The 19,213-nt window shown below is 36.6% G+C and carries 24 protein-coding genes, 4 tRNA genes and 1 other annotated feature; of the genes, 7 read left to right on the forward strand and 21 right to left on the reverse strand.

Annotated elements, in window-relative coordinates:
• Positions 1–4 precede the first annotated feature (4 nt).
• The 21 genes from rplB to F553_RS0100300 form a co-directional block, all read right to left on the reverse strand.
• Positions 5–841, reverse strand: coding sequence for a 50S ribosomal protein L2 (rplB, locus tag F553_RS0100200; RefSeq protein WP_008538877.1), 837 nt, complete (start codon positions 839–841; stop codon positions 5–7).
• A gap of 27 nt (positions 842–868) precedes the next feature.
• The gene (gene rplW / locus F553_RS0100205) at positions 869–1,150 is read right to left on the reverse strand and encodes a 50S ribosomal protein L23 (RefSeq protein WP_008538878.1); all 282 of its coding nucleotides are present in this window, start codon (positions 1,148–1,150) and stop codon (positions 869–871) included.
• Positions 1,150–1,773, reverse strand: coding sequence for a 50S ribosomal protein L4 (gene rplD, locus F553_RS0100210; protein ID WP_008538879.1), 624 nt, complete (start codon positions 1,771–1,773; stop codon positions 1,150–1,152). Before rplD ends, rplW begins: the two co-directional genes overlap by 1 nt.
• Before the next feature lie 26 nt (positions 1,774–1,799).
• Positions 1,800–2,441, reverse strand: a complete 642-nt coding sequence (rplC, locus tag F553_RS0100215; RefSeq protein WP_008538881.1) for a 50S ribosomal protein L3 — start codon at positions 2,439–2,441, stop codon at positions 1,800–1,802.
• Positions 2,442–2,457: 16 nt separating this feature from the next.
• Positions 2,458–2,769, reverse strand: coding sequence for a 30S ribosomal protein S10 (rpsJ, locus tag F553_RS0100220; RefSeq protein WP_008538883.1), 312 nt, complete (start codon positions 2,767–2,769; stop codon positions 2,458–2,460).
• A 177-nt stretch (positions 2,770–2,946) separates the two neighbouring features.
• Entirely contained in the window at positions 2,947–4,134 is a 1,188-nt protein-coding gene (gene tuf, locus F553_RS0100225; protein WP_018998534.1) for an elongation factor Tu, read from the reverse strand.
• A gap of 20 nt (positions 4,135–4,154) precedes the next feature.
• Entirely contained in the window at positions 4,155–6,233 is a 2,079-nt protein-coding gene (fusA, locus tag F553_RS0100230; RefSeq protein WP_018998535.1) for an elongation factor G, read from the reverse strand.
• Positions 6,234–6,274: 41 nt separating this feature from the next.
• Entirely contained in the window at positions 6,275–6,745 is a 471-nt protein-coding gene (rpsG, locus tag F553_RS0100235) for a 30S ribosomal protein S7 (RefSeq protein WP_008538887.1), read from the reverse strand.
• A 40-nt stretch (positions 6,746–6,785) separates the two neighbouring features.
• A complete protein-coding gene (gene rpsL / locus F553_RS0100240; protein ID WP_008538888.1) occupies positions 6,786–7,163 on the reverse strand; it encodes a 30S ribosomal protein S12 in 378 nt (125 codons plus the stop codon).
• Positions 7,164–7,279: 116 nt separating this feature from the next.
• Positions 7,280–7,519 (reverse strand): L7Ae/L30e/S12e/Gadd45 family ribosomal protein, encoded by a 240-nt coding sequence (locus F553_RS0100245; RefSeq protein WP_018998536.1) that lies wholly within the window; start codon positions 7,517–7,519, stop codon positions 7,280–7,282.
• A gap of 353 nt (positions 7,520–7,872) precedes the next feature.
• Positions 7,873–8,241: a 50S ribosomal protein L7/L12 gene (rplL, locus tag F553_RS0100250; protein ID WP_008538893.1), complete on the reverse strand. Its 369-nt coding sequence runs from the start codon at positions 8,239–8,241 to the stop codon at positions 7,873–7,875.
• Between the two features lie 71 nt (positions 8,242–8,312).
• Positions 8,313–8,855, reverse strand: a complete 543-nt coding sequence (rplJ, locus tag F553_RS0100255) for a 50S ribosomal protein L10 (protein WP_008538895.1) — start codon at positions 8,853–8,855, stop codon at positions 8,313–8,315.
• 36 nt (positions 8,856–8,891) lie between these two features.
• Positions 8,892–9,031 (reverse strand) — a sequence feature (ribosomal protein L10 leader region).
• A 6-nt stretch (positions 9,032–9,037) separates the two neighbouring features.
• The gene (gene rplA, locus F553_RS0100260; RefSeq protein WP_008538897.1) at positions 9,038–9,742 is read right to left on the reverse strand and encodes a 50S ribosomal protein L1; all 705 of its coding nucleotides are present in this window, start codon (positions 9,740–9,742) and stop codon (positions 9,038–9,040) included.
• A 75-nt stretch (positions 9,743–9,817) separates the two neighbouring features.
• Positions 9,818–10,243 (reverse strand): 50S ribosomal protein L11, encoded by a 426-nt coding sequence (gene rplK, locus F553_RS0100265; protein WP_008538898.1) that lies wholly within the window; start codon positions 10,241–10,243, stop codon positions 9,818–9,820.
• Between the two features lie 62 nt (positions 10,244–10,305).
• Entirely contained in the window at positions 10,306–10,833 is a 528-nt protein-coding gene (gene nusG / locus F553_RS0100270; protein WP_015562944.1) for a transcription termination/antitermination protein NusG, read from the reverse strand.
• 32 nt (positions 10,834–10,865) lie between these two features.
• On the reverse strand, positions 10,866–11,084 hold the full coding sequence (gene secE / locus F553_RS0100275) for a preprotein translocase subunit SecE (RefSeq protein WP_018998537.1): 219 nt from the start codon (positions 11,082–11,084) through the stop codon (positions 10,866–10,868).
• 35 nt (positions 11,085–11,119) lie between these two features.
• The gene (rpmG, locus tag F553_RS0100280; RefSeq protein ID WP_008538901.1) at positions 11,120–11,269 is read right to left on the reverse strand and encodes a 50S ribosomal protein L33; all 150 of its coding nucleotides are present in this window, start codon (positions 11,267–11,269) and stop codon (positions 11,120–11,122) included.
• A 237-nt stretch (positions 11,270–11,506) separates the two neighbouring features.
• Positions 11,507–11,583, reverse strand: a tRNA-Met gene (locus F553_RS0100285).
• Positions 11,584–11,596: 13 nt separating this feature from the next.
• Positions 11,597–11,672: transfer RNA gene (locus F553_RS0100290), tRNA-Thr, on the reverse strand.
• An 11-nt stretch (positions 11,673–11,683) separates the two neighbouring features.
• Positions 11,684–11,759 (reverse strand) — tRNA-Met (locus F553_RS0100295).
• A gap of 15 nt (positions 11,760–11,774) precedes the next feature.
• Positions 11,775–11,850 (reverse strand) — tRNA-Thr (locus F553_RS0100300).
• A 384-nt stretch (positions 11,851–12,234) separates the two neighbouring features.
• Between F553_RS0100300 and F553_RS0100305 the strand changes: the two genes are divergently transcribed.
• The 7 genes from F553_RS0100305 (at position 12,235) to F553_RS0100335 (ending at position 19,212) form a co-directional block, all read left to right on the forward strand.
• Positions 12,235–12,954: an ABC transporter ATP-binding protein gene (locus F553_RS0100305; RefSeq protein ID WP_015562946.1), complete on the forward strand. Its 720-nt coding sequence runs from the start codon at positions 12,235–12,237 to the stop codon at positions 12,952–12,954.
• 11 nt (positions 12,955–12,965) lie between these two features.
• Complete coding sequence (locus F553_RS0100310) at positions 12,966–13,886, forward strand: SufB/SufD family protein (protein ID WP_008538904.1); 921 nt, start codon at positions 12,966–12,968, stop codon at positions 13,884–13,886.
• 111 nt (positions 13,887–13,997) lie between these two features.
• A complete protein-coding gene (locus F553_RS0100315; protein ID WP_018998538.1) occupies positions 13,998–14,582 on the forward strand; it encodes a hypothetical protein in 585 nt (194 codons plus the stop codon).
• Between the two features lie 239 nt (positions 14,583–14,821).
• Entirely contained in the window at positions 14,822–15,859 is a 1,038-nt protein-coding gene (argC, locus tag F553_RS0100320) for an N-acetyl-gamma-glutamyl-phosphate reductase (protein ID WP_018998539.1), read from the forward strand.
• A gap of 27 nt (positions 15,860–15,886) precedes the next feature.
• Positions 15,887–17,092 (forward strand): bifunctional glutamate N-acetyltransferase/amino-acid acetyltransferase ArgJ, encoded by a 1,206-nt coding sequence (gene argJ / locus F553_RS0100325; protein WP_018998540.1) that lies wholly within the window; start codon positions 15,887–15,889, stop codon positions 17,090–17,092.
• Complete coding sequence (gene argB / locus F553_RS0100330; protein WP_008538909.1) at positions 17,092–17,994, forward strand: acetylglutamate kinase; 903 nt, start codon at positions 17,092–17,094, stop codon at positions 17,992–17,994. The genes argJ and argB overlap by 1 nt, the downstream gene beginning before the upstream one ends.
• A 21-nt stretch (positions 17,995–18,015) precedes the next feature.
• Positions 18,016–19,212 carry an aspartate aminotransferase family protein gene (locus F553_RS0100335; protein ID WP_018998541.1) on the forward strand — a complete coding sequence of 399 codons (1,197 nt, stop codon included), beginning with the start codon at positions 18,016–18,018 and terminating at the stop codon, positions 19,210–19,212.
• The last annotated feature ends 1 nt before the right edge of the window (position 19,213 follow it).

Genomic DNA, 19,213 nt, shown 5'->3' on the forward strand with positions numbered 1-19,213 from the left:
TTTATTATTTACGACGTTTTGCACGACGTTTAACGATGAGTTTATCAGATGCTTTTTTACGGCGAGTTTTAGCACCCATAGCACATTTACCCCATTTAGTAACAGGATGTTTACGTCCAACTGGGCTACGGCCTTCCCCACCACCATGTGGATGGTCATTAGGGTTCATCGCAACACCACGGTTTTCAGGACGAACGCCTAACCAACGGTTACGACCTGCTTTACCAATTGTGAGGTTTTCATGTTCTAAGTTACCAATCTGACCGATTGTTGCACGGCAATTGATATGGATTTTACGGATTTCACCAGATGGCATACGTAAGAGAGCATAGTTGCCTTCTTTAGCCATAAGCTGAGCAGCTGCACCAGCGGAACGAACCATCTGACCGCCTTTACCGATTTTCATTTCAATGTTGTGTACTAATGTACCAAGTGGAATATTAGCAAGTGGTAATGCATTACCTACTTTAATATCTGCTTCTGGACCGGATACAATCTGGTCACCAACTTTTAATCCATCTGGAGCTAAGATGTAACGTTTCTCACCATCGAAATAGTTAAGAAGTGCGATACGAGCGCTACGGTTTGGATCATATTCTATAGTAGCAACGCGTGCTGGAACACCATCTTTATTACGTTTGAAATCGATTACACGATATAAACGTTTGTGTCCGCCGCCTTGATGTCTTACTGTTAAACGGCCCTGGAAGTTACGACCACCGTTCTTTTTAAGACTTTCAACCAAGGATTTCTCAGGTTTTTTTGCTGTAATTTCTTCGAAAGAAGAAACAGTCATAAATCTTCTACCTGCAGAATAAGGTTTAAAACTCTTTACTGCCACTTAATTAACCTCCTTTTTATTTTTTACTTAAGCTTGGAAGAACTCGATAGTTTCTCCAGCTGCAAGTTTTACGATTGCTTTTTTATAGTCAGAACGTTTGCCAAGATTACGGCCCATACGTTTTACTTTACCAAGAACGTTAACTGTATTTACGGATTCAACTTTTACGTTGAAGATAGTAGATACTGCTTTGGCAATTTCAATTTTGTTAGCTTCTTTAGCAACTACAAATACGTATTTGCCTTCTTCCATCAATTCAGTTGTCATTTCTGTAACAAGCGGTCTGATAATGATATCTCTAGCTTCCATTATGCTAATACCTCCTCAATACGTGTAATAGCATCTTTAGTAATGAAGAGTTTGTTATGATTTAAGATATCATATACATTTAATCCGCAAGAACTGATAGCTTTTACACCAGGGATATTGCGAGAAGATTTCTCTACGTTTTCTACTACATCAGCAGTAACGATAAGAGCTTTCTCTGCAACGTTGAAATCGCTCATCATTTTTACAACTTCTTTTGTTTTAGGAGCTGCGAAATCTAAGCTTTCTAATACAATGAAATCACCATTGTTTACTTTATCTGTTAAAGCGCATTTAATTGCTAAACGACGCTGTTTACGAGGCATTCTGAATGCATAGGAACGAGGAGATGGACCAAAAACTGTACCACCGCCTACCCAAAGTGGGGAACGGGTGCTTCCGCTACGAGCACGACCTGTACCTTTTTGTTTCCAAGGTTTACGACCGCCACCGCGTACTAAACCTCTAGTTTTTGTTGCATGCGTTCCTAAACGCTGAGCTGCCAACTGCATTACAACTGCTTGATGAACAAGACCTTCGTTAACTTCAACGCCAAATACGCTTTCATTTAATTCGATATCACCGATCTGCTGGCCGGCAACTGTATAAACTGCTACTTTAGGCATAATATAGCATATCCTCCTTCCAATTATTATTTCTTAGGTTTAACTGTATCTTTAATTACAACAAAGCTATTTTTAGCACCAGGAATAGCACCTTTGATTAAAATAAGGTTACGGTCTGCATCAACACGTACAACGCTTAAACGCTGAACTGTAACTTTAGCGCCACCCATACGGCCTGGTAATTTTTTACCTTTTAGTACACGTCCACCATGACCAGAAATCATAGCACCTGTAGAACCTGGTTCACGATGAGATTTAGAACCGTGACCCATAGGACCTCTAGCAAAGTTATGACGTTTAATACCGCCGGCAAAACCTTTACCTTTGGAAGTACCAGTAACATCAACTAAATCACCGGCACCAAATATGTCAACGCTGATGGAGTCACCAGCTTTATATTCAGGAACATCTGCAAGGCGTAATTCACGAATAAATTTTACTGGTTCAACGCCAGCTTTTGCGAAATGGCCTTTCATTGGTTTAGTTACATTTTTTTCTTTAACTGTTCCAAAGCCAATCTGAACGGCATTGTAGCCATCAGTTTCAACAGTTTTGCTCTGAAGAACAACATTTTTACCGGATTCTACAACTGTAACAGGAACTACTTTACCTTCTTCAGTAAAGATTTGAGTCATGCCAAGTTTTTTACCTAAAATTACTTTTGCCATCTATTGCCACCTCCTCTTACAATTTAATTTCGATATCCACACCTGCTGGCAAATCTAAACGCATTAAAGCGTCAACAGTTTTAGATGTTGGTTCTAAAATATCAATAAGACGTTTGTGAGTTCTCATTTCGAACTGTTCACGAGAGTCTTTATTAACATGTGGAGATCTTAAAATTGTAAAAATATTTTTTTCGGTAGGCAATGGAATAGGACCAGATACCATTGCACCTGTTCTTTTAGCTGTTTCAACAATTTTAACGGAGCTCTGATCAAGTGCTTTATGATCATATGCTTTTAAACGAATTCTGATTTTCTGCTGTTTAGCCAAATTATTTTCCTCCTTGTCGCCCAGATTCATGACCCGGACAATTTCTCCACGCCAGTTCCCTTGCCTTATGCAAGCAATCTGCCGCGTCATCGCATTTTAAAAGAACTTTATATAAGGGCAGCAAAATGCCGCCCTTATATAAATTAATTATTAAAAGTAATAAGCTTAAGCTTGAAATTATTCGTCGATTTCGATTACACGACCAGCGCCTACTGTATGGCCACCTTCACGAATAGCGAAGCGAAGACCTTTTTCAATAGCGATTGGAGTGATAAGTTCGATAGACATTTCAATGTTATCGCCAGGCATAACCATTTCAGTACCTTCTGGAAGAGTTACAACACCAGTAACGTCAGTAGTACGGAAATAGAACTGTGGACGATAGTTGGAGAAGAATGGAGTATGACGTCCACCTTCTTCTTTAGTAAGAACGTAAACCTGAGCTTTGAATTTTTTGTGTGGATGAATAGTACCAGGTTTAGCAAGTACTTGACCACGTTCAATTTCTTTACGGTCTACACCACGAAGTAATGCACCGATGTTGTCACCAGCAACAGCGCTATCAAGCATTTTGCGGAACATTTCGATACCAGTTACAGTAGTGGATTTCTTTTCTTCGGAAAGACCAACGATTTCAACAGTGTCACCAAGTTTGAGTTCACCACGTTCTACACGGCCAGTAGCAACTGTACCACGACCAGTGATTGTGAATACGTCTTCAACTGGCATTAAGAATGGTTTATCAGTGTCACGAGTTGGAGTTGGGATATAATCATCAACAGCTTGCATTAATTCAAGAATTTTTTCTTTAGCAGCTGCATCGCCTTCAAGAGCTTGAAGAGCGGAACCAGTTACTACAGGGATATCATCACCTGGGAAGTCATAGCTGGAAAGAAGTTCACGAACTTCCATTTCAACGAGTTCGAGAAGTTCAGGATCGTCAACCTGGTCAGCTTTGTTAAGGAATACAACGATTGCAGGAACACCAACCTGACGAGCAAGAAGAATGTGTTCACGAGTCTGTGGCATAGGGCCATCAGCAGCGCTAACAACGAGGATAGCACCGTCCATCTGAGCAGCACCAGTGATCATGTTTTTAACATAGTCAGCATGGCCTGGGCAGTCAACGTGTGCATAGTGTCTGCTGTCAGTTTCATATTCAACGTGTGCAGTGTTGATTGTAATACCACGTTCACGTTCTTCTGGAGCTTTATCAATCATGCTGTAATCTTCGAACTGAGCCATACCTTTTTCAGATAAAACTTTAGTGATAGCAGCAGTTAAAGTAGTTTTACCATGGTCAACGTGACCGATTGTACCAATGTTTACATGTGGTTTAGTTCTTTCAAACTTCTGTTTAGCCATTTAATTAATTTCCTCCTTTATTATTCGCCTTTTGTTTTAGCGACAATAGCATCAGATATATTTTTAGGAACTTCATCATAGTAAGAAACTTCCATGGAGTAGTTCCCACGACCCTGTGTTTTAGAGCGTAAGTCGGTTGCATAACCGAACATTTCAGAAAGTGGAACAAATGCGTTGATTACTTGTACACCATTGCGTGGTTCCATACCTTCGATACGACCACGACGGGAGTTTAAGTCACCAATTACATCGCCCATGTATTCTTCAGGAACAGTAACTTCAACTTTTACATATGGTTCTAATAATACTGGATTTGCTTTTAATGCACCAGCTTTGAATGCCATAGAACCTGCAACTTTGAAGGCCATTTCTGAGGAGTCAACTTCATGATAAGAACCATCATAAACGATAGCTTTGATATCAACCATTGGATAACCAGCAACAACACCGTTTTCCATAGCTTCTTTGATACCATTTTCGATTGGTCCGATGTATTCTTTAGGAATAGCACCACCAACGATTTTGCTTTCGAAGGAGAAACCTTCACCTGGATCTTGTGGAATGAGTTCAATCCAGCAATGACCATACTGACCTTTACCACCGGACTGACGAACGAATTTACCTTCAGATTTAACTGTTTTGCGGATTGTTTCACGATAAGCAACCTGTGGTTTACCTACTTTACAATCTACTTTAAATTCGCGGCTCATACGGTCTACGATAATATCGAGATGTAATTCACCCATACCAGAGATAATTGTCTGTCCAGTTTCAGCATCAGTTCTTACACGGAATGTAGGATCTTCTTCTGCTAATTTCTGGAGAGCAATACCCATTTTTTCCTGGTCAGCTTTAGTTTTTGGTTCTACAGCTACGGAAATAACTGGATCTGGGAATTCCATAGATTCGAGAATGATTGGATGATTTTCATCGCAAAGTGTATCACCTGTTGTAGTATCTTTAAGACCTACAGCAGCAGCGATATCACCGCTGTAAACAACTTCAATTTCTTTACGGTTGTTTGCATGCATCTGTAAAATACGTCCGATACGTTCTTTTTTGCCTTTTGTAGAGTTAAATACATAAGAACCAGCATTTAATGTACCGGAGTAAACACGGAAGAATGCGAGTTTACCAACAAATGGGTCAGCCATAATTTTGAATGCTAACGCTGCGAATGGTTCTTCGTCGCTAGATTCGCGTTTGTCTTCTTCATTTGTATCAGGATTTATACCTTTGATTGCTGGAATATCAACTGGAGCTGGCATATAGTCAACAACAGCATCAAGCATAGGCTGAATACCTTTATCTTTGTAAGAAGAACCGCAAACTACTGGAGTAATTTCGCAAGCGATTGTAGCTTTACGAATTGCAGCTTTGATTTCTTCTTCAGTGAGTTCTTCACCTTCAAGATATTTCATCATTAATTCATCATCTGTTTCTGCAACAGAATCAAGCATTTTCTGACGATATTCTTCAGCTTTTTCTTTATATTCAGCTGGAATTTCTACGGATTCAGGTTCTTTTGTATAATCTTCTTCGTAGATTACAGCTTTCATTTTAATTAAGTCAATAAGACCTTGGAAAGTATCTTCAGATCCGATTGGAATCTGAATAGCAACTGGATGTGCGTTAAGACGTTCAACCATCATTTTGAGAACATTATAGAAGTCAGCACCGATGATATCCATTTTGTTAACGTATACCATACGAGGTACATGATATCTTTCAGCTTGACGCCAAACTGTTTCAGATTGAGGTTCAACACCGCTTTTTGCGGATAATACAGTAACAGCACCATCAAGTACTTTAAGAGAGCGTTCTACTTCAACTGTGAAATCCACGTGGCCTGGTGTATCAATGATGTTAATACGATGGTTTTTCCAATGGCAAGTTGTAGCAGCAGAAGTAATTGTAATACCTCTTTCTTTTTCCTGTGCCATCCAGTCCATTGTTGCTCCACCTTCATGAACTTCACCCATTTTATGAAGTATACCTGTGTAGAACAGAATACGCTCTGTAGTAGTGGTTTTACCAGCATCAATATGTGCTATAATACCAATGTTACGAGTTTTTTCGAGTGAAAACGCTCTTGCCACTTACTCATCGCTCCTTATATTATACAAAAGATACTTTAAAATTACCAACGATAATGAGCAAATGCTTTATTAGCTTCAGCCATTTTATGAGTATCTTCTTTTTTCTTAATTGCTGCACCTGTGTTATTAGCAGCATCCATTAATTCGCCGGAAAGACGTTCGTTCATAGTTTTTTCACCACGAAGTCTAGCATAGTTAACAATCCAACGAATACCAAGTGTCATACGACGATCCTGACGAACTTCTACAGGAACTTGGTAGTTAGCACCACCAACACGGCGAGCACGAACTTCTAATACTGGCATAACATTTTTCAATGCAGTTTCAAAAACTTCCATTGGGTCTTTACCAGTTTTTTCTTTTATAATGTCAAATGCATCATATACAACTTTCTCAGCAACACCTTTTTTACCGGAAAGCATAACTTTATTTATGAATTTAGTTACAACCTTGGATTTGTACACCGGATCTGGTAATACATCTCTTTTAGGTACGGAACCTTTTCTTGGCATTACTACCCCTCCTTGTCATAGTCTTCAATGTTTTAAGTAATTATTTTTTCTTAGGACGTTTTGCACCGTATTTAGATCTTCCTTGTTCACGGTTTTGAACACCTGCAGTATCCAAAGAACCACGAATGATGTGATAACGCACACCTGGTAAGTCTTTTACACGACCGCCTCTAATTAAAACAACACTATGTTCCTGAAGATTGTGACCAATACCAGGGATATAAGCTGTTACTTCAATACTATTCGTTAAACGAACACGGGCAACTTTACGCAATGCGGAGTTTGGTTTTTTAGGAGTAGTAGTATATACTCTTGTGCAAACACCACGTTTCTGCGGGCAATTTTTTAATGCCGGTGCTGTAGATTTTTCCTGCATGCTCTGTCTGCTTTTACGAATCAACTGATTTATTGTAGGCATACATGCACCTCCTTCCTCAAATTTCCAAAGGCTTCAAAGCCCTATCCTTGTTTCGGATATTTTAGATTAAGAAATCTCACTTGCTGTGAGATTTTCAGCTTAGTTAACGGTATCCCTTAAAGTAATGCTACCGCAGCAGCTCCTACTTCAATGTTACAGGATTTACCTAGTTCAGCCATTGTATTTCCAAAAATCATTTCTACATTTTTAGTCATACAAAGCTCTTTTAAAGGGCTTAAAACTCTATCATCTGCGTCATCTGCTATGTAAACACATTTCGCTAAATCGTTTTTCACCGCTTTAGTAACTTGTTTTATGCCAATAACGCGTTTAGCATTTTTCAGTGTAACTGTCATTTTATCACTCCTAAATACTAACTGACAGATTTCAGGCACTCATTAATATTATCATCATTAAAAAGCATTGTCAACACATATTTTATAAGTATTTTTATTAACACGGCTCCTGGCGTATCATATAAAAATGTAAAAGTCGTAAAAACCCTTATAAACAAAGGCTTTATGGCATCTTACTTTCTAATTTATTAAATTTTAAGAAAATATTTTTATTTACATACCTTTTACATTAGACACTTGTTTTTGATAGAAAGATTTTATTTTTCACCTAATATTATCGTAAAAAGCACAAAAAGGACACCGGATAATATCCAGTGTCCTTTAATAGCTTATCAACTTTACTTAAAATAAAATTATTTAAGTTCTACAGTTGCGCCAGCTTCTTCTAATTTAGCTTTTAAAGCTTCAGCGTCTTCTTTGGAAGCGCCTTCTTTAACAGGAGCAGGAGCACCGTCAACTAAAGCTTTAGCTTCTTTTAAGCCAAGGCCAGTTACTTCACGAACAACTTTGATTACGTTGATTTTTTTGTCGCCAGCGGAAGCAAGAATTACATCGAATTCAGTTTTTTCTTCAGCAGCAGCAGCACCAGCTGCAGGAGCAGCAGCTACAGCTACAGGAGCAGCAGCGCTAACACCAAATTTTTCTTCCATAGCTTTTACAAGTTCGGATAATTCAAGAACAGTCATTTCTTCAATGGCTTGCATAATTTCTTCTTTAGTCATTTTTATATTCCTCCAAATTTAAAACATTAATTTCATTTTATTTTTATATTATTTATATAGAGAGAGTCTGCTTATGCAGATTCTTTCTGAGCGCGGATTGCATCAAGCACATATACTGCATTGCGAATAGTACCCTGAAGTACGTTGACAACGCCAGAGATAGGAGCTTGCATACTGCCAAGAACTTTCGCGATGAGAACTTCGCGGGATGGTAGGGATGCCAAAGCTTTAACTTCTTCAACATTGATAACTTTACCTTCAACAAGACCAGCTTTAATAGTTAAAACTTCTGTGTTTTCAAGTTTGTTTTCTTTGATGAATTCATATATAACTTTAGCTGGAGCTACAGCATCATCAGCGGATACTGCAAGAGCAGTAGTACCGTTAAGAACTGGATCTAAACCTTCTAAGCCAATTTCATTTGCAGCAATACGAACCATTGTATTTTTTACAACATGATAAGTAACACCTGCTTCACGAAGTTTAGCACGAAGTTTCATATCTTGAGCTACAGTTAAACCTCTATAACCTGTTAATACAGCACCTTTTGCAGAGCTAAGTTGTTCTTTAAGACCTGCAACTGCGGCCTGTTTTTCTGGACGAATGTTTGCCATTTACATGACACCCCCTCTCAAATGAGAAATATTTATTACGAAACCAAAAAACGGTCTCTAGTGAGGACCAGAGACCGCAAAGTTTTCATGCCTTGCCAAGTATCTGACCTCGGCAGGCTATATTATGTTACAAATAATGTAACACCTGCTGTCTTAAGTCGCTTTACTAAATGAATATTAAATTATTCAGCTTTAGCAGCTTTGAAGTTTGTGTTTACAGTAACAGCTGGGCCCATAGTTGTGCTAACTGTGATGTTACGCATATACTGACCTTTAGCTGCTGCTGGTTTAACTTTTACTAATGTGTCAAGAAGAACCTGTAAGTTTTCAACAAGTTTTGCATTGTCGAAAGAAACTTTACCGATTGGCACATGTACGTTACCAGCTTTATCTGTTCTATATTCAACTTTACCTGCTTTAATTTCATTAACAGCTTTTGTTAAATCCATTGTAACAGTACCAAGTTTAGGGTTTGGCATTAAGCCACGAGGACCAAGGATTTTACCTAAACGACCTACAACACCCATCATATCAGGAGTTGCTACTGTAACATCGAAGTCACACCAGCCCTCTTTGATTTTTGCAACGAGTTCATCAGAACCAACGAAGTCAGCTCCAGCAGCTTCTGCTTCAGCAACTTTATCGCCTTTAGCAAAAACTAAAACTCTTTTAGATTTACCAGTACCATGTGGTAATACAACGGCACCGCGAACTTGCTGATCTGCATATTTAGGGTTAACACCTAAACGAACAGCTACATCAACACTTTCATCAAATTTAGCAGTAGCAGTTTTTTTAACTACTTCAATAGCTTCTGCTAAATCATATGCTTTACCAGCTTCAACTAATTTAGCTGCGTCCTGGTATTTTTTACCAAATTTAGCCATTATTAAAATTCTCTCCTTTGTGGTTTTAACGGTATAAGCCTCCCACAGTCAAGTATCTTACATCAACTAATAAAATTAGTCAACGATTTCGATACCCATGCTGCGTGCAGTACCTTCGATCATGCGAGTTGCAGCTTCGATATCTGCAGCATTGAGGTCTTGCATTTTGCTTTCAGCAATTTTCATTGCTTCAGCACGTGGTAATTTAGCCACTTTCTTTTTATTAGGTTCACCAGATGCTTTTTCAATGCCAGCTGCTTTCTTTAATAACACAGCTGCTGGTGGAGTTTTTGTAACAAAAGTAAAGGATCTATCTTCAAAAACTGTAATTTCTACTGGAATAATTAAACCGCCCTGTTTAGCAGTTCTTTCGTTGAATTCTTTAACGAAAGCCATGATATTTACACCAGCCTGACCTAAAGCAGGACCAACTGGAGGAGCAGGAGTAGCTTTACCAGCGAGAACTTGCAATTTTACAAGTTTAACAACTTTTTTTGCCATTGTTATTTACACCTCCTTAGGATTATGGAATATAACTATATGTTATATTTGAATTTGCTGATTTATATTTTTTCTATCTGATCGAAATCTGCTTCAATTGCAGTTTCACGACCAAACATATCAACAACGCCTTTAATCTTACTCTTACTATAATCAATTTCTGTTATAGTTGCAACAAAATTTTCAAAAGCACCAGAAGTAATGTTTACTTGGTCTCCCACTTCAACATCAAGTTCTGTTGGTTTATCCATACCCATTGCTTTTAAAATTCTATTTGCTTCTTCTTCAGTTAATGGAACAGGTTTTGTATTTGAACCTACAAATCCTGTAACGCCTGGTGTATTTCTTACAATATACCAAGAACGTTCATCAACTATCATTTCAAGTAAGACATAACCTGGAAAAATTTTTCTTTCTACTACTTTTTCTTTGCCATTTCTCTTTTCAGTCTCTTTTTCTACAGGCACGATTACATTGAAGATTTTGTCTTCCATGCCCATGGAGTGGATTTTTCTTTCAAGATTGGCTTTTACTTTGTTTTCATAACCGGAATATGTATGTATAACATACCATTTCTTTTCTAATTCCATGCCAAGGGACAAGACATCTCCACCTCCTGTAATTATCGTAAAATGAGATCAAATATACGGGCAAAAACAGTATCACATATCCAAATTAAAGCACAAATAAATGCCACTGCAACGAAAACTACTCCTGTATAAGAAACCAGTTCTCTGCGAGTAGGCCAAACAACTTTTTTTAACTCACTTTTTACACCAGATAAAAATCCTATTATTCCGGATTTTTCCTGATTTACTGGAGTATTTTCATTCTGTGCCATTTCTTCACTTCCTCACACTACTACAAAGGAAAACCTTATTTTGTTTCTCTGTGTAAAGTATGTTTTTTACAGAATTTGCAATACTTTTTCATTTCAATTCTATCAGGATTATTTTTTTTGTTTTTATTAGTCTGATAGTTGCGCTGTTTGCATTCAGTGCAGGCTAAAGTAACAGCATTGCGCATCTCATGCACCCCTCTTTACATCATTTAGTATAATATTCGTTCGTCTTATAAACGTCGCCTATATAATTTATCACAATTAAAAACATGTGTCAAATAAATAACACGACTTCAGGCGAAATTGAACTACCAAAAACGCCTGACACTGAAAATATTATCATTTTTCATTGAATATTTATATGGTATATTCAAAGGCTACCAACATAAATAAAGCCCCTATTAAGGGGTTGTTGTTTTAATTGGTGGCGGCGCAGAGATTCGAACTCCGGACACTGCGGGTATGAACCGCATGCTCTAGCCAACTGAGCTACGCCGCCATATTATATTTTCTGGAGCTGATGACCGGGATTGAACCGGTGACCTTATCCTTACCAAGGATACGCTCTACCGACTGAGCTACACCAGCAAAATCGGTTTTGGTTGCGGGGAGAGGACTTGAACCTCTGGCCTTCGGGTTATGAGCCCGACGAGCTACCAACTGCTCCACCCCGCGATTTGGTAAAGAATATGGAGCTGGCGAGAGGAATCGAACCCCCAACCTGCTGATTACAAGTCAGCTGCTCTGCCAATTGAGCTACACCAGCGTTTCTCGCTTTCGTTTGTCAGCACCGTGCTGACAGGTAATAATGTTATCATAAGATAATTCATTTGTAAACCCCTTTTTTTAAAAAAAGTTAAAAAAAAGTTAAAAAAAGTTGTTTTCAAGTATAAAAATTATGCTTATATATATTAATTAAGGATATCTTTTTTATTGATTTTATTTCCAAAAATCTTTATTTTTTTCTTCAAAAAAGCTATATTCTTCATTGACTAGCCATATAAACTCTTTTATAATCAATCACGATTTAACAAATATTTTTGATTTAATTTATTTTGCTAATACATAATAAAAATTGTATAATAGGTATCATATATTATGTATTTAATATATATAAATTACATAAATATATTAGATTGGAGTTAGATTAATGTTAGAATTAAAAAATCTATCATTTTCTGTTAATGATGGAAATAAAACAAAACAAATTCTTAAAGATATCAATTTAGTTATTGATGATAAAAAATTTACAGTAATCACAGGTCCAAATGGTGGTGGTAAATCTACATTAGCCAAAATCATCATGGGCATTGAAAAACCAACTAGCGGAAAAATCTTCTTTAATGGTGAAGATATAACTGATTGGGATATTACTAAACGAGCTTTAGCTGGTATTAGTTTTGCTTTCCAACAACCAGTTCGCTTCAAAGGAATTGGTGTTAAAGATTTACTCAGCCTAGCAGCTGGAGAAAAATTATCTACTAGTGGCGCTTGCACTTATCTTTCTGAAGTAGGTCTTTGCGCTGCTGATTATGTAAATCGTGAAGTAGATACTTCCCTATCTGGTGGCGAAATTAAACGCATTGAAATCGCTACTATCTTAGCTCGTAAACAAACTAAATTAGCTGTTTTTGATGAACCTGAAGCTGGTATTGATTTATGGAGCTTCCAAAAACTCATCAGTGTTTTTGAAAAATTACACGAACAACAACAATCCATTATGATTATTTCCCATCAAGAACGCATCTTAAATATAGCTGACCAAATTGTATTAGTTGCAAATGGCTCCATTAAACAAATTGGCACAAAAGAAGAAATCATGCCTCAACTTATGGAAGTTGCTGGTGTTTGTGATTTCTATAAAAAATAGGAGGACTCCTCATGTTAGATAATCTAGAAAAAGATTTATTAGAAAAAGTAGCTGGTATTAAAGATAAACCACAAGGTGCTTATAATATCCGTTTAAATAGTAAAGCTGTTGATAGAGCTTCTAGTAAAAATATAACTATAACTAAAAAAGAAGATAAAGATGGCATTGATATCCGCATTGCTCCAGGAACAAAAAAAGAAGTTTGTTACATTCCTGTAATCATGGATAAATCTGGCGTTAATGAATTAGTATATAATGACTTTTTCATCGGTGATGATTGTGATGTAACCATTGTCGCTGGCTGTGGTATCCATAACTGTGGCAATGCAGACTCCGAACATGATGGTATTCATGCTTTTTATATAGGTAAAAATTCTAAAGTAAAATATTTAGAAAAACATTATGGTTCTGGCGATGGTGATGGTAAACGCATCATGAACCCTACTACCATTGTTGAAATGGACGAAAATTCCTATATGGAAATGGAAACAACTCAAATTCGTGGTATAAATTCTACAAAAAGAATTACTAAAGGAACTGTTGGTAAAAATTCCACTTTAATTGTAAAAGAAAAACTTTTAACACATGGCAATCAATATGCAGAAAGTGATTTTGAAGTAAATTTAGATGGAGAAAATTCCCACTCTAATATTATCTCTCGAGCTGTAGCTCAAGAAAAATCAAAACAAATCTTCATTGCTAAAATCTATGGTAATAACAAATGCCATGGTCATTCTGAATGTGATGCTATCATCATGGACGATGCTACAATTTCTGCAATTCCTGAAATCAAAGCAAATCACCCTGAATCAAATTTAATTCATGAAGCAGCTATCGGTAAAATTGCAGGAGAACAATTAATAAAATTAATGAGCTTAGGCTTAACTGAAAAAGAAGCTGAAAATCAAATCATAAACGGTTTCTTAAAATAAAATATAAAAGACTCCAAACAAAATATATCGTTTGGAGTCTTTTTTTGCAGGAAATAAAATTTTTAAAACGAATATTATTTATTGATTAAGATTTATTTAGGAGGCTTTTTCATGAAAAAACTAATTACTATATTTTCATTATTAGCAATTATGCTCTTTAGTATATCTACAGCCTTTGCTGCTAATGAGAAAATCACCATGATGGATGAAGATTATAATTTAAAAAATATCCATACATTAGCTATTTATACACCAAGCTACAAACCTTCCGCATTAAGCATTGAACGTAAAGCTAAATTACCTAATGCTCCAGAATTAATCACTCCTGATATGTTGACAGACGTTATCTTCAAAGTAGCTAAAGAAGATGAAGTTACTTATACTTTATTATCTGATAAAGATGTAATCCAAAATATAAAAGCTACTACAGGTACTGATATCACTACTTTGTCCAATCGTGAAGCACTAGCTATCTATAAAGAAAATATTAAAAATTATGCTGATGCTTATGTAATTTTCACATTTGCTAATGATAGCCGTGTAGTTATGTTTGCTGATGTTTATGATGCTAAAGACAATCATTGGATTTGTTCTTATCAAATAATCGGCGGAGATACTGAAGATGATAATTTAGAAAATTATTCAATGTTTATGCATAAGTTCTTCCGTACTTTAACTATTCAAAGCCAAAAATAAACATAGTTTATAAATATTAATTTATGGTATATATATTCTTTTAGTTTATATATACCATTTTTTATTAAAAATTTTTAAAAAAACTATTGAAATTTTATACGATTGAGTTGTATAATTATAACCACCTTATTTTGTTAGCGTTTTTTTTATTTTGTGTTATAATTTATTTACATGTTAACACTGCATATCTTTAATTATATTGAAGCGTTAATATTTAACTTTTAAAAATGGAGGATATCATGATTAGAGTAAGTATTATTGGTGCTACTGGATATGCTGGTGCAGAACTTTTACGTTTACTGTACAACCACCCCCAAGTTCAAGTAGTGCATATAACTTCAGAAAGTTATACTGGTAAAAAAATTTCTGAAGTATATCCTCACTTACGAGGATTATATGACCAAGAATTAATCAGTATGAAAGATATGGATACTATCGCAAACGATAGCGATTTTGTATTTATTGGTCTTCCTCATGGTCATGCTATGGAAGTAGGTAAAGCTTTAGCCGATACTAATGTTCGCATTATTGATTTAGGTGCTGATTATCGCTTTGATGATACAGATATCTATGAAGCATGGTATAAAGTAGCTCATACACATAAAGACGCACCTCGTGTTTATGGTTTAGCTGAACTTTATCGCGAAGATATTAAAAATGCTAAAATTATTGGTAATGCTGGTTGCTATACTACTGCTAGTATCTTAGCTTTAGCACCACTTGTAAAAAATGAATTTATTGAACCAAATACTATTATTGTTGATGCTAAATCTGGTACTTCTGGTTCTGGTCGTTCAGCTAAACAAATGACACATTACCCTGAGCTTTATGATAATTTCAAAGCTTATGGCGTAGCTACACATCGTCATACACCTGAAATCGAACAGGCTTTAGGTCATTTATGTCATCGTAAAGTTACTTTGAACTTCACACCTCATCTAGTACCAATGTCTAGAGGAATTTTAAGCACTTGCTATACTAATATCAAACAATGGGTTACTCCAGAAATGATAGATAAAGCATACACTGATATGTATGGCGATGAATATTTCATTCGCTTATTAGGTAGAGGTGCTTACCCATCTACTAAAGAAGTTCGTGGTTCTAACTTCTGCGATATCGGTTGGCATATTGACCTTAGAACAGGTCGCATTATCGTCCTTTCCGCTATTGATAATTTAGTAAAAGGCGCCGCAGGTCAAGCTATTCAAAACTTTAATATTGCTTGCGGTTTTGATGAAAAAACAGGATTGGATTTCACTCCAATTTATCCATGATATTTCGATAACTCGGAGGTATATTTTATGATAAAAAAAGATACTCAAGGTGTAACGTTTGCCAAAGGTTTCACTGCAGCAGGCGTTAAAGCTGGCATAAAAAAAAGCGGTAACTTAGACGTTGCTGTTATCTATACAAAAACTCAAGCTGTTGTAGCGGGTACATTCACTCAAAATAAAGTAGCTGCTGCTCCAGTTTATGTATCTAAAGAAGTTGTTGCTACAGGAACTGCTCATGCAATCGTAGCTAATGCTGGTTGTGCTAATGCATGCACTGGTCAACAAGGTTTAGATGATGCTCACAAAATGGCACAAATCGCAGCTGATGAACTCGGTGTTAATGCTGATGATGTAATCGTTGGTTCCACTGGTGTTATCGGTGTTAATTTGCCAATGGATAAACTTGAAGCTGGTATCAAAGATGCTGTAGCTAATTTATCTGCTGATGGCAGTGATAATGCTGGTAGAGCTATCATCACTACTGATACTCATAGCAAAAGTGTAACTTGCGAATTTGAATTATCTGGTAAAACAGTTCGCATGGGCGCTATCGCAAAAGGTTCTGGTATGATTCGTCCTAATATGGCTACAATGCTTTGCTATATTACTACTGATATTGCTATCGACCAAGCGCTTTTACAAAAAGCTATATCTGGTTGCGTAGAAAAATCCTTCAACATGATTTCCGTTGATGGTGATATGAGTACAAATGATATGGTAATCGTACTCGCTAACGGCGAAGCAAATAATGCAAAAATCACAGAAGAAAACGCTGATTATCAAATCTTCTTTGATAAACTCATGATGCTTTGCACAGAACTTGCAAAACAAATTGCAGCTGATGGTGAAGGTGCTAGCAAATTCTTAACAATCAATGTAAAAGGTGCAAAATCTTTTGCTGATGCTAAAACTGTAGGTATGGCAATTGCTAATTCCCCACTTGTAAAAACTGCATTCTTCGGTGAAGACCCTAACTGGGGACGTGTAATCTGTGCTGTTGGTTACTCTGGTGCAGATATGGTTCCTGAAAAAACTGTTGTAAAATTCGGTGGCATTACTATTTTTGCTAATGGTACTGGTGCAACTTATGATGAAAAAGCTCTCGCTCATGTTATGAAACAAAAAGATATCGTTATCGATATTGAATTAAACATGGGACAAGAAGATGCTACAGTTTGGAGTTGTGACCTTTCTTACGAATATGTAAAAATCAATGGGGAGTATCACACCTGATGAGTAATTTAAATAATTTTTCCGCAGAAGATAAGGCTTCTATTCTAGTAGAAGCCCTTCCATATATTCAAGAATTCTACGGCAAAACCATCGTTATCAAATACGGTGGTAATGCCATGATAAACGATACTTTAAAAGAACAAGTAATGAAAGATATCGTACTTATGAAATATGTTGGTATTCGCCCTGTAATCGTTCATGGTGGCGGTCCTGATATCACATCTTTCTTAAAAAAATTCGGCAAAGTAACTGAATTTGTAAGCGGTCTTCGCGTTACTGATAAAGAAACTGTGCAAATCGCTGAAATGGTACTTGCTGGTAAAATCAATTCTGAAATCGTAAACCGTTTAAATCGCCTCGGTATTCGTGCTGTTGGTTTAAGTGGTAAAGATTCAGATTTAATCATCGCTCATAAAAAATTAGCAGAAGTACATAATGGTACAGACGCTGTTGAACAAGTAGATATCGGTTATGTTGGTGAAGTAGAAAAAATCAATACAGCTTTAATCAATGATTTACTAGATAATGATTATGTTCCTGTAATCGCTCCAATCGGTGCAGGTCATGCAGATGAATCATTTAATATCAATGCTGATTATGTAGCTGCTGAAGTTGCTGGTGCACTTCAAGCTGAAAAACTTTTACTCTTAACTGATACTAAAGGAATTTATCGCGATTTTGAAGATAAATCTTCCTTTATCTCTACACTCACTCAAAGCGAAGCTAAAAAACTCATCAATGATGGCAGTATCGGCGGTGGCATGATACCAAAAGTAGAAGCATGTCTTCATGCTCTTGATAGCGGTACTGGCAAAGCTTGTATCATTGATGGTCGCGAAGCTCATTCTTTAATTCTCGAATTATTTACTTCTCAAGGTATCGGTACAGAAGTAGTTCGTTAATTCGACAAAAGGAGAATTTATATGTTAACTAATGAAGAAATATTCGCCAAAGACAAAAGCGATTATTTGCCTGTCTTTGCTCGTTATAATATAGTTTTAGACCATGGCGATGGTCCATATGTTTATGATACAAAAGGTAAAAAATATATCGACTTTTTAGCTGGCATTGCCGTAAATGTAGTTGGTCATAATTATAAACCACTCGTTGAAGCAGTTTCTCAACAAGCTAGCAAAATGATTCATTGCTCCAATCTTTATTACACTGAAGTTCAAGTTGAAGCAGCAGAAAAACTCAAAAAATTAAGTGGCATGGATAAAGTCTTCTTCGGAAATTCCGGTGCAGAAGCTAATGAAGGTGCTATCAAACTTGCTCGTAAATACGCAACTAATATTAACCCAGAAAAAATTCAAATAATCTCTGCGCTTCATAGTTTCCATGGACGTACACTTGCTACATTGACTGCTACAGGTCAAGATCATTATCATCATGGCTTTGGTCCATTACCTGCTGGTTTTGACTATGTACCATACAATGATATTCAAGCACTTGAAGCAAAAATGAGTGATAAAACTTGTGCTGTAATGCTTGAAGCTATCCAAGGTGAAGGTGGCGTTCATGTTCCTGATCCAGATTATTTACCAAAAGTACGTGCTTTATGCGACAAATACAATGCCGTTTTAATCTTCGATGAAGTTCAATGCGGTATGGGTCGTACTGGTACATTCTTTGGTTGTCAACAATTTGGTGTAAAACCAGATATTGTAACACTCGCTAAAGGCTTAGCTGGTGGTGTACCAATCGGTGCTTTCATGGCTACAGACAAAGTTGCTAATGCATTCCACGCTGGAGACCATGGTTCTACATTCGGTGGTAATCCTCTTGCTTGTGCAGCTGCTTGCGTTGTTTTAGACGCTTTAATTGATGGCAATCTCATGGAAAATGCCAAAGAAATCGGTGCTTATCTTCAATCTAAATTTGAAGAATACAAAGCAAAATATCCAAATTTAATCAAAGAAGTTCGTGGACGTGGTTTAATTTTAGGCATGGAACTTACTCGTCCTGGCCGTGAAATTGCCAACGAATGTTTAGATTATGGTGCAATCATCAACTGCACTGCTGGCAATGTACTTCGCTTTGTACCACCACTTAATATCACAAAAGCTCATGTTGACGAATTAATTTCTGTTTTAGATAAAGTATTACCAAAATACGCTTAAA

This window comes from Megamonas rupellensis DSM 19944 (assembly GCF_000378365.1).
Taxonomy (GTDB): Bacteria; Bacillota; Negativicutes; order Selenomonadales; family Selenomonadaceae; genus Megamonas; species Megamonas funiformis.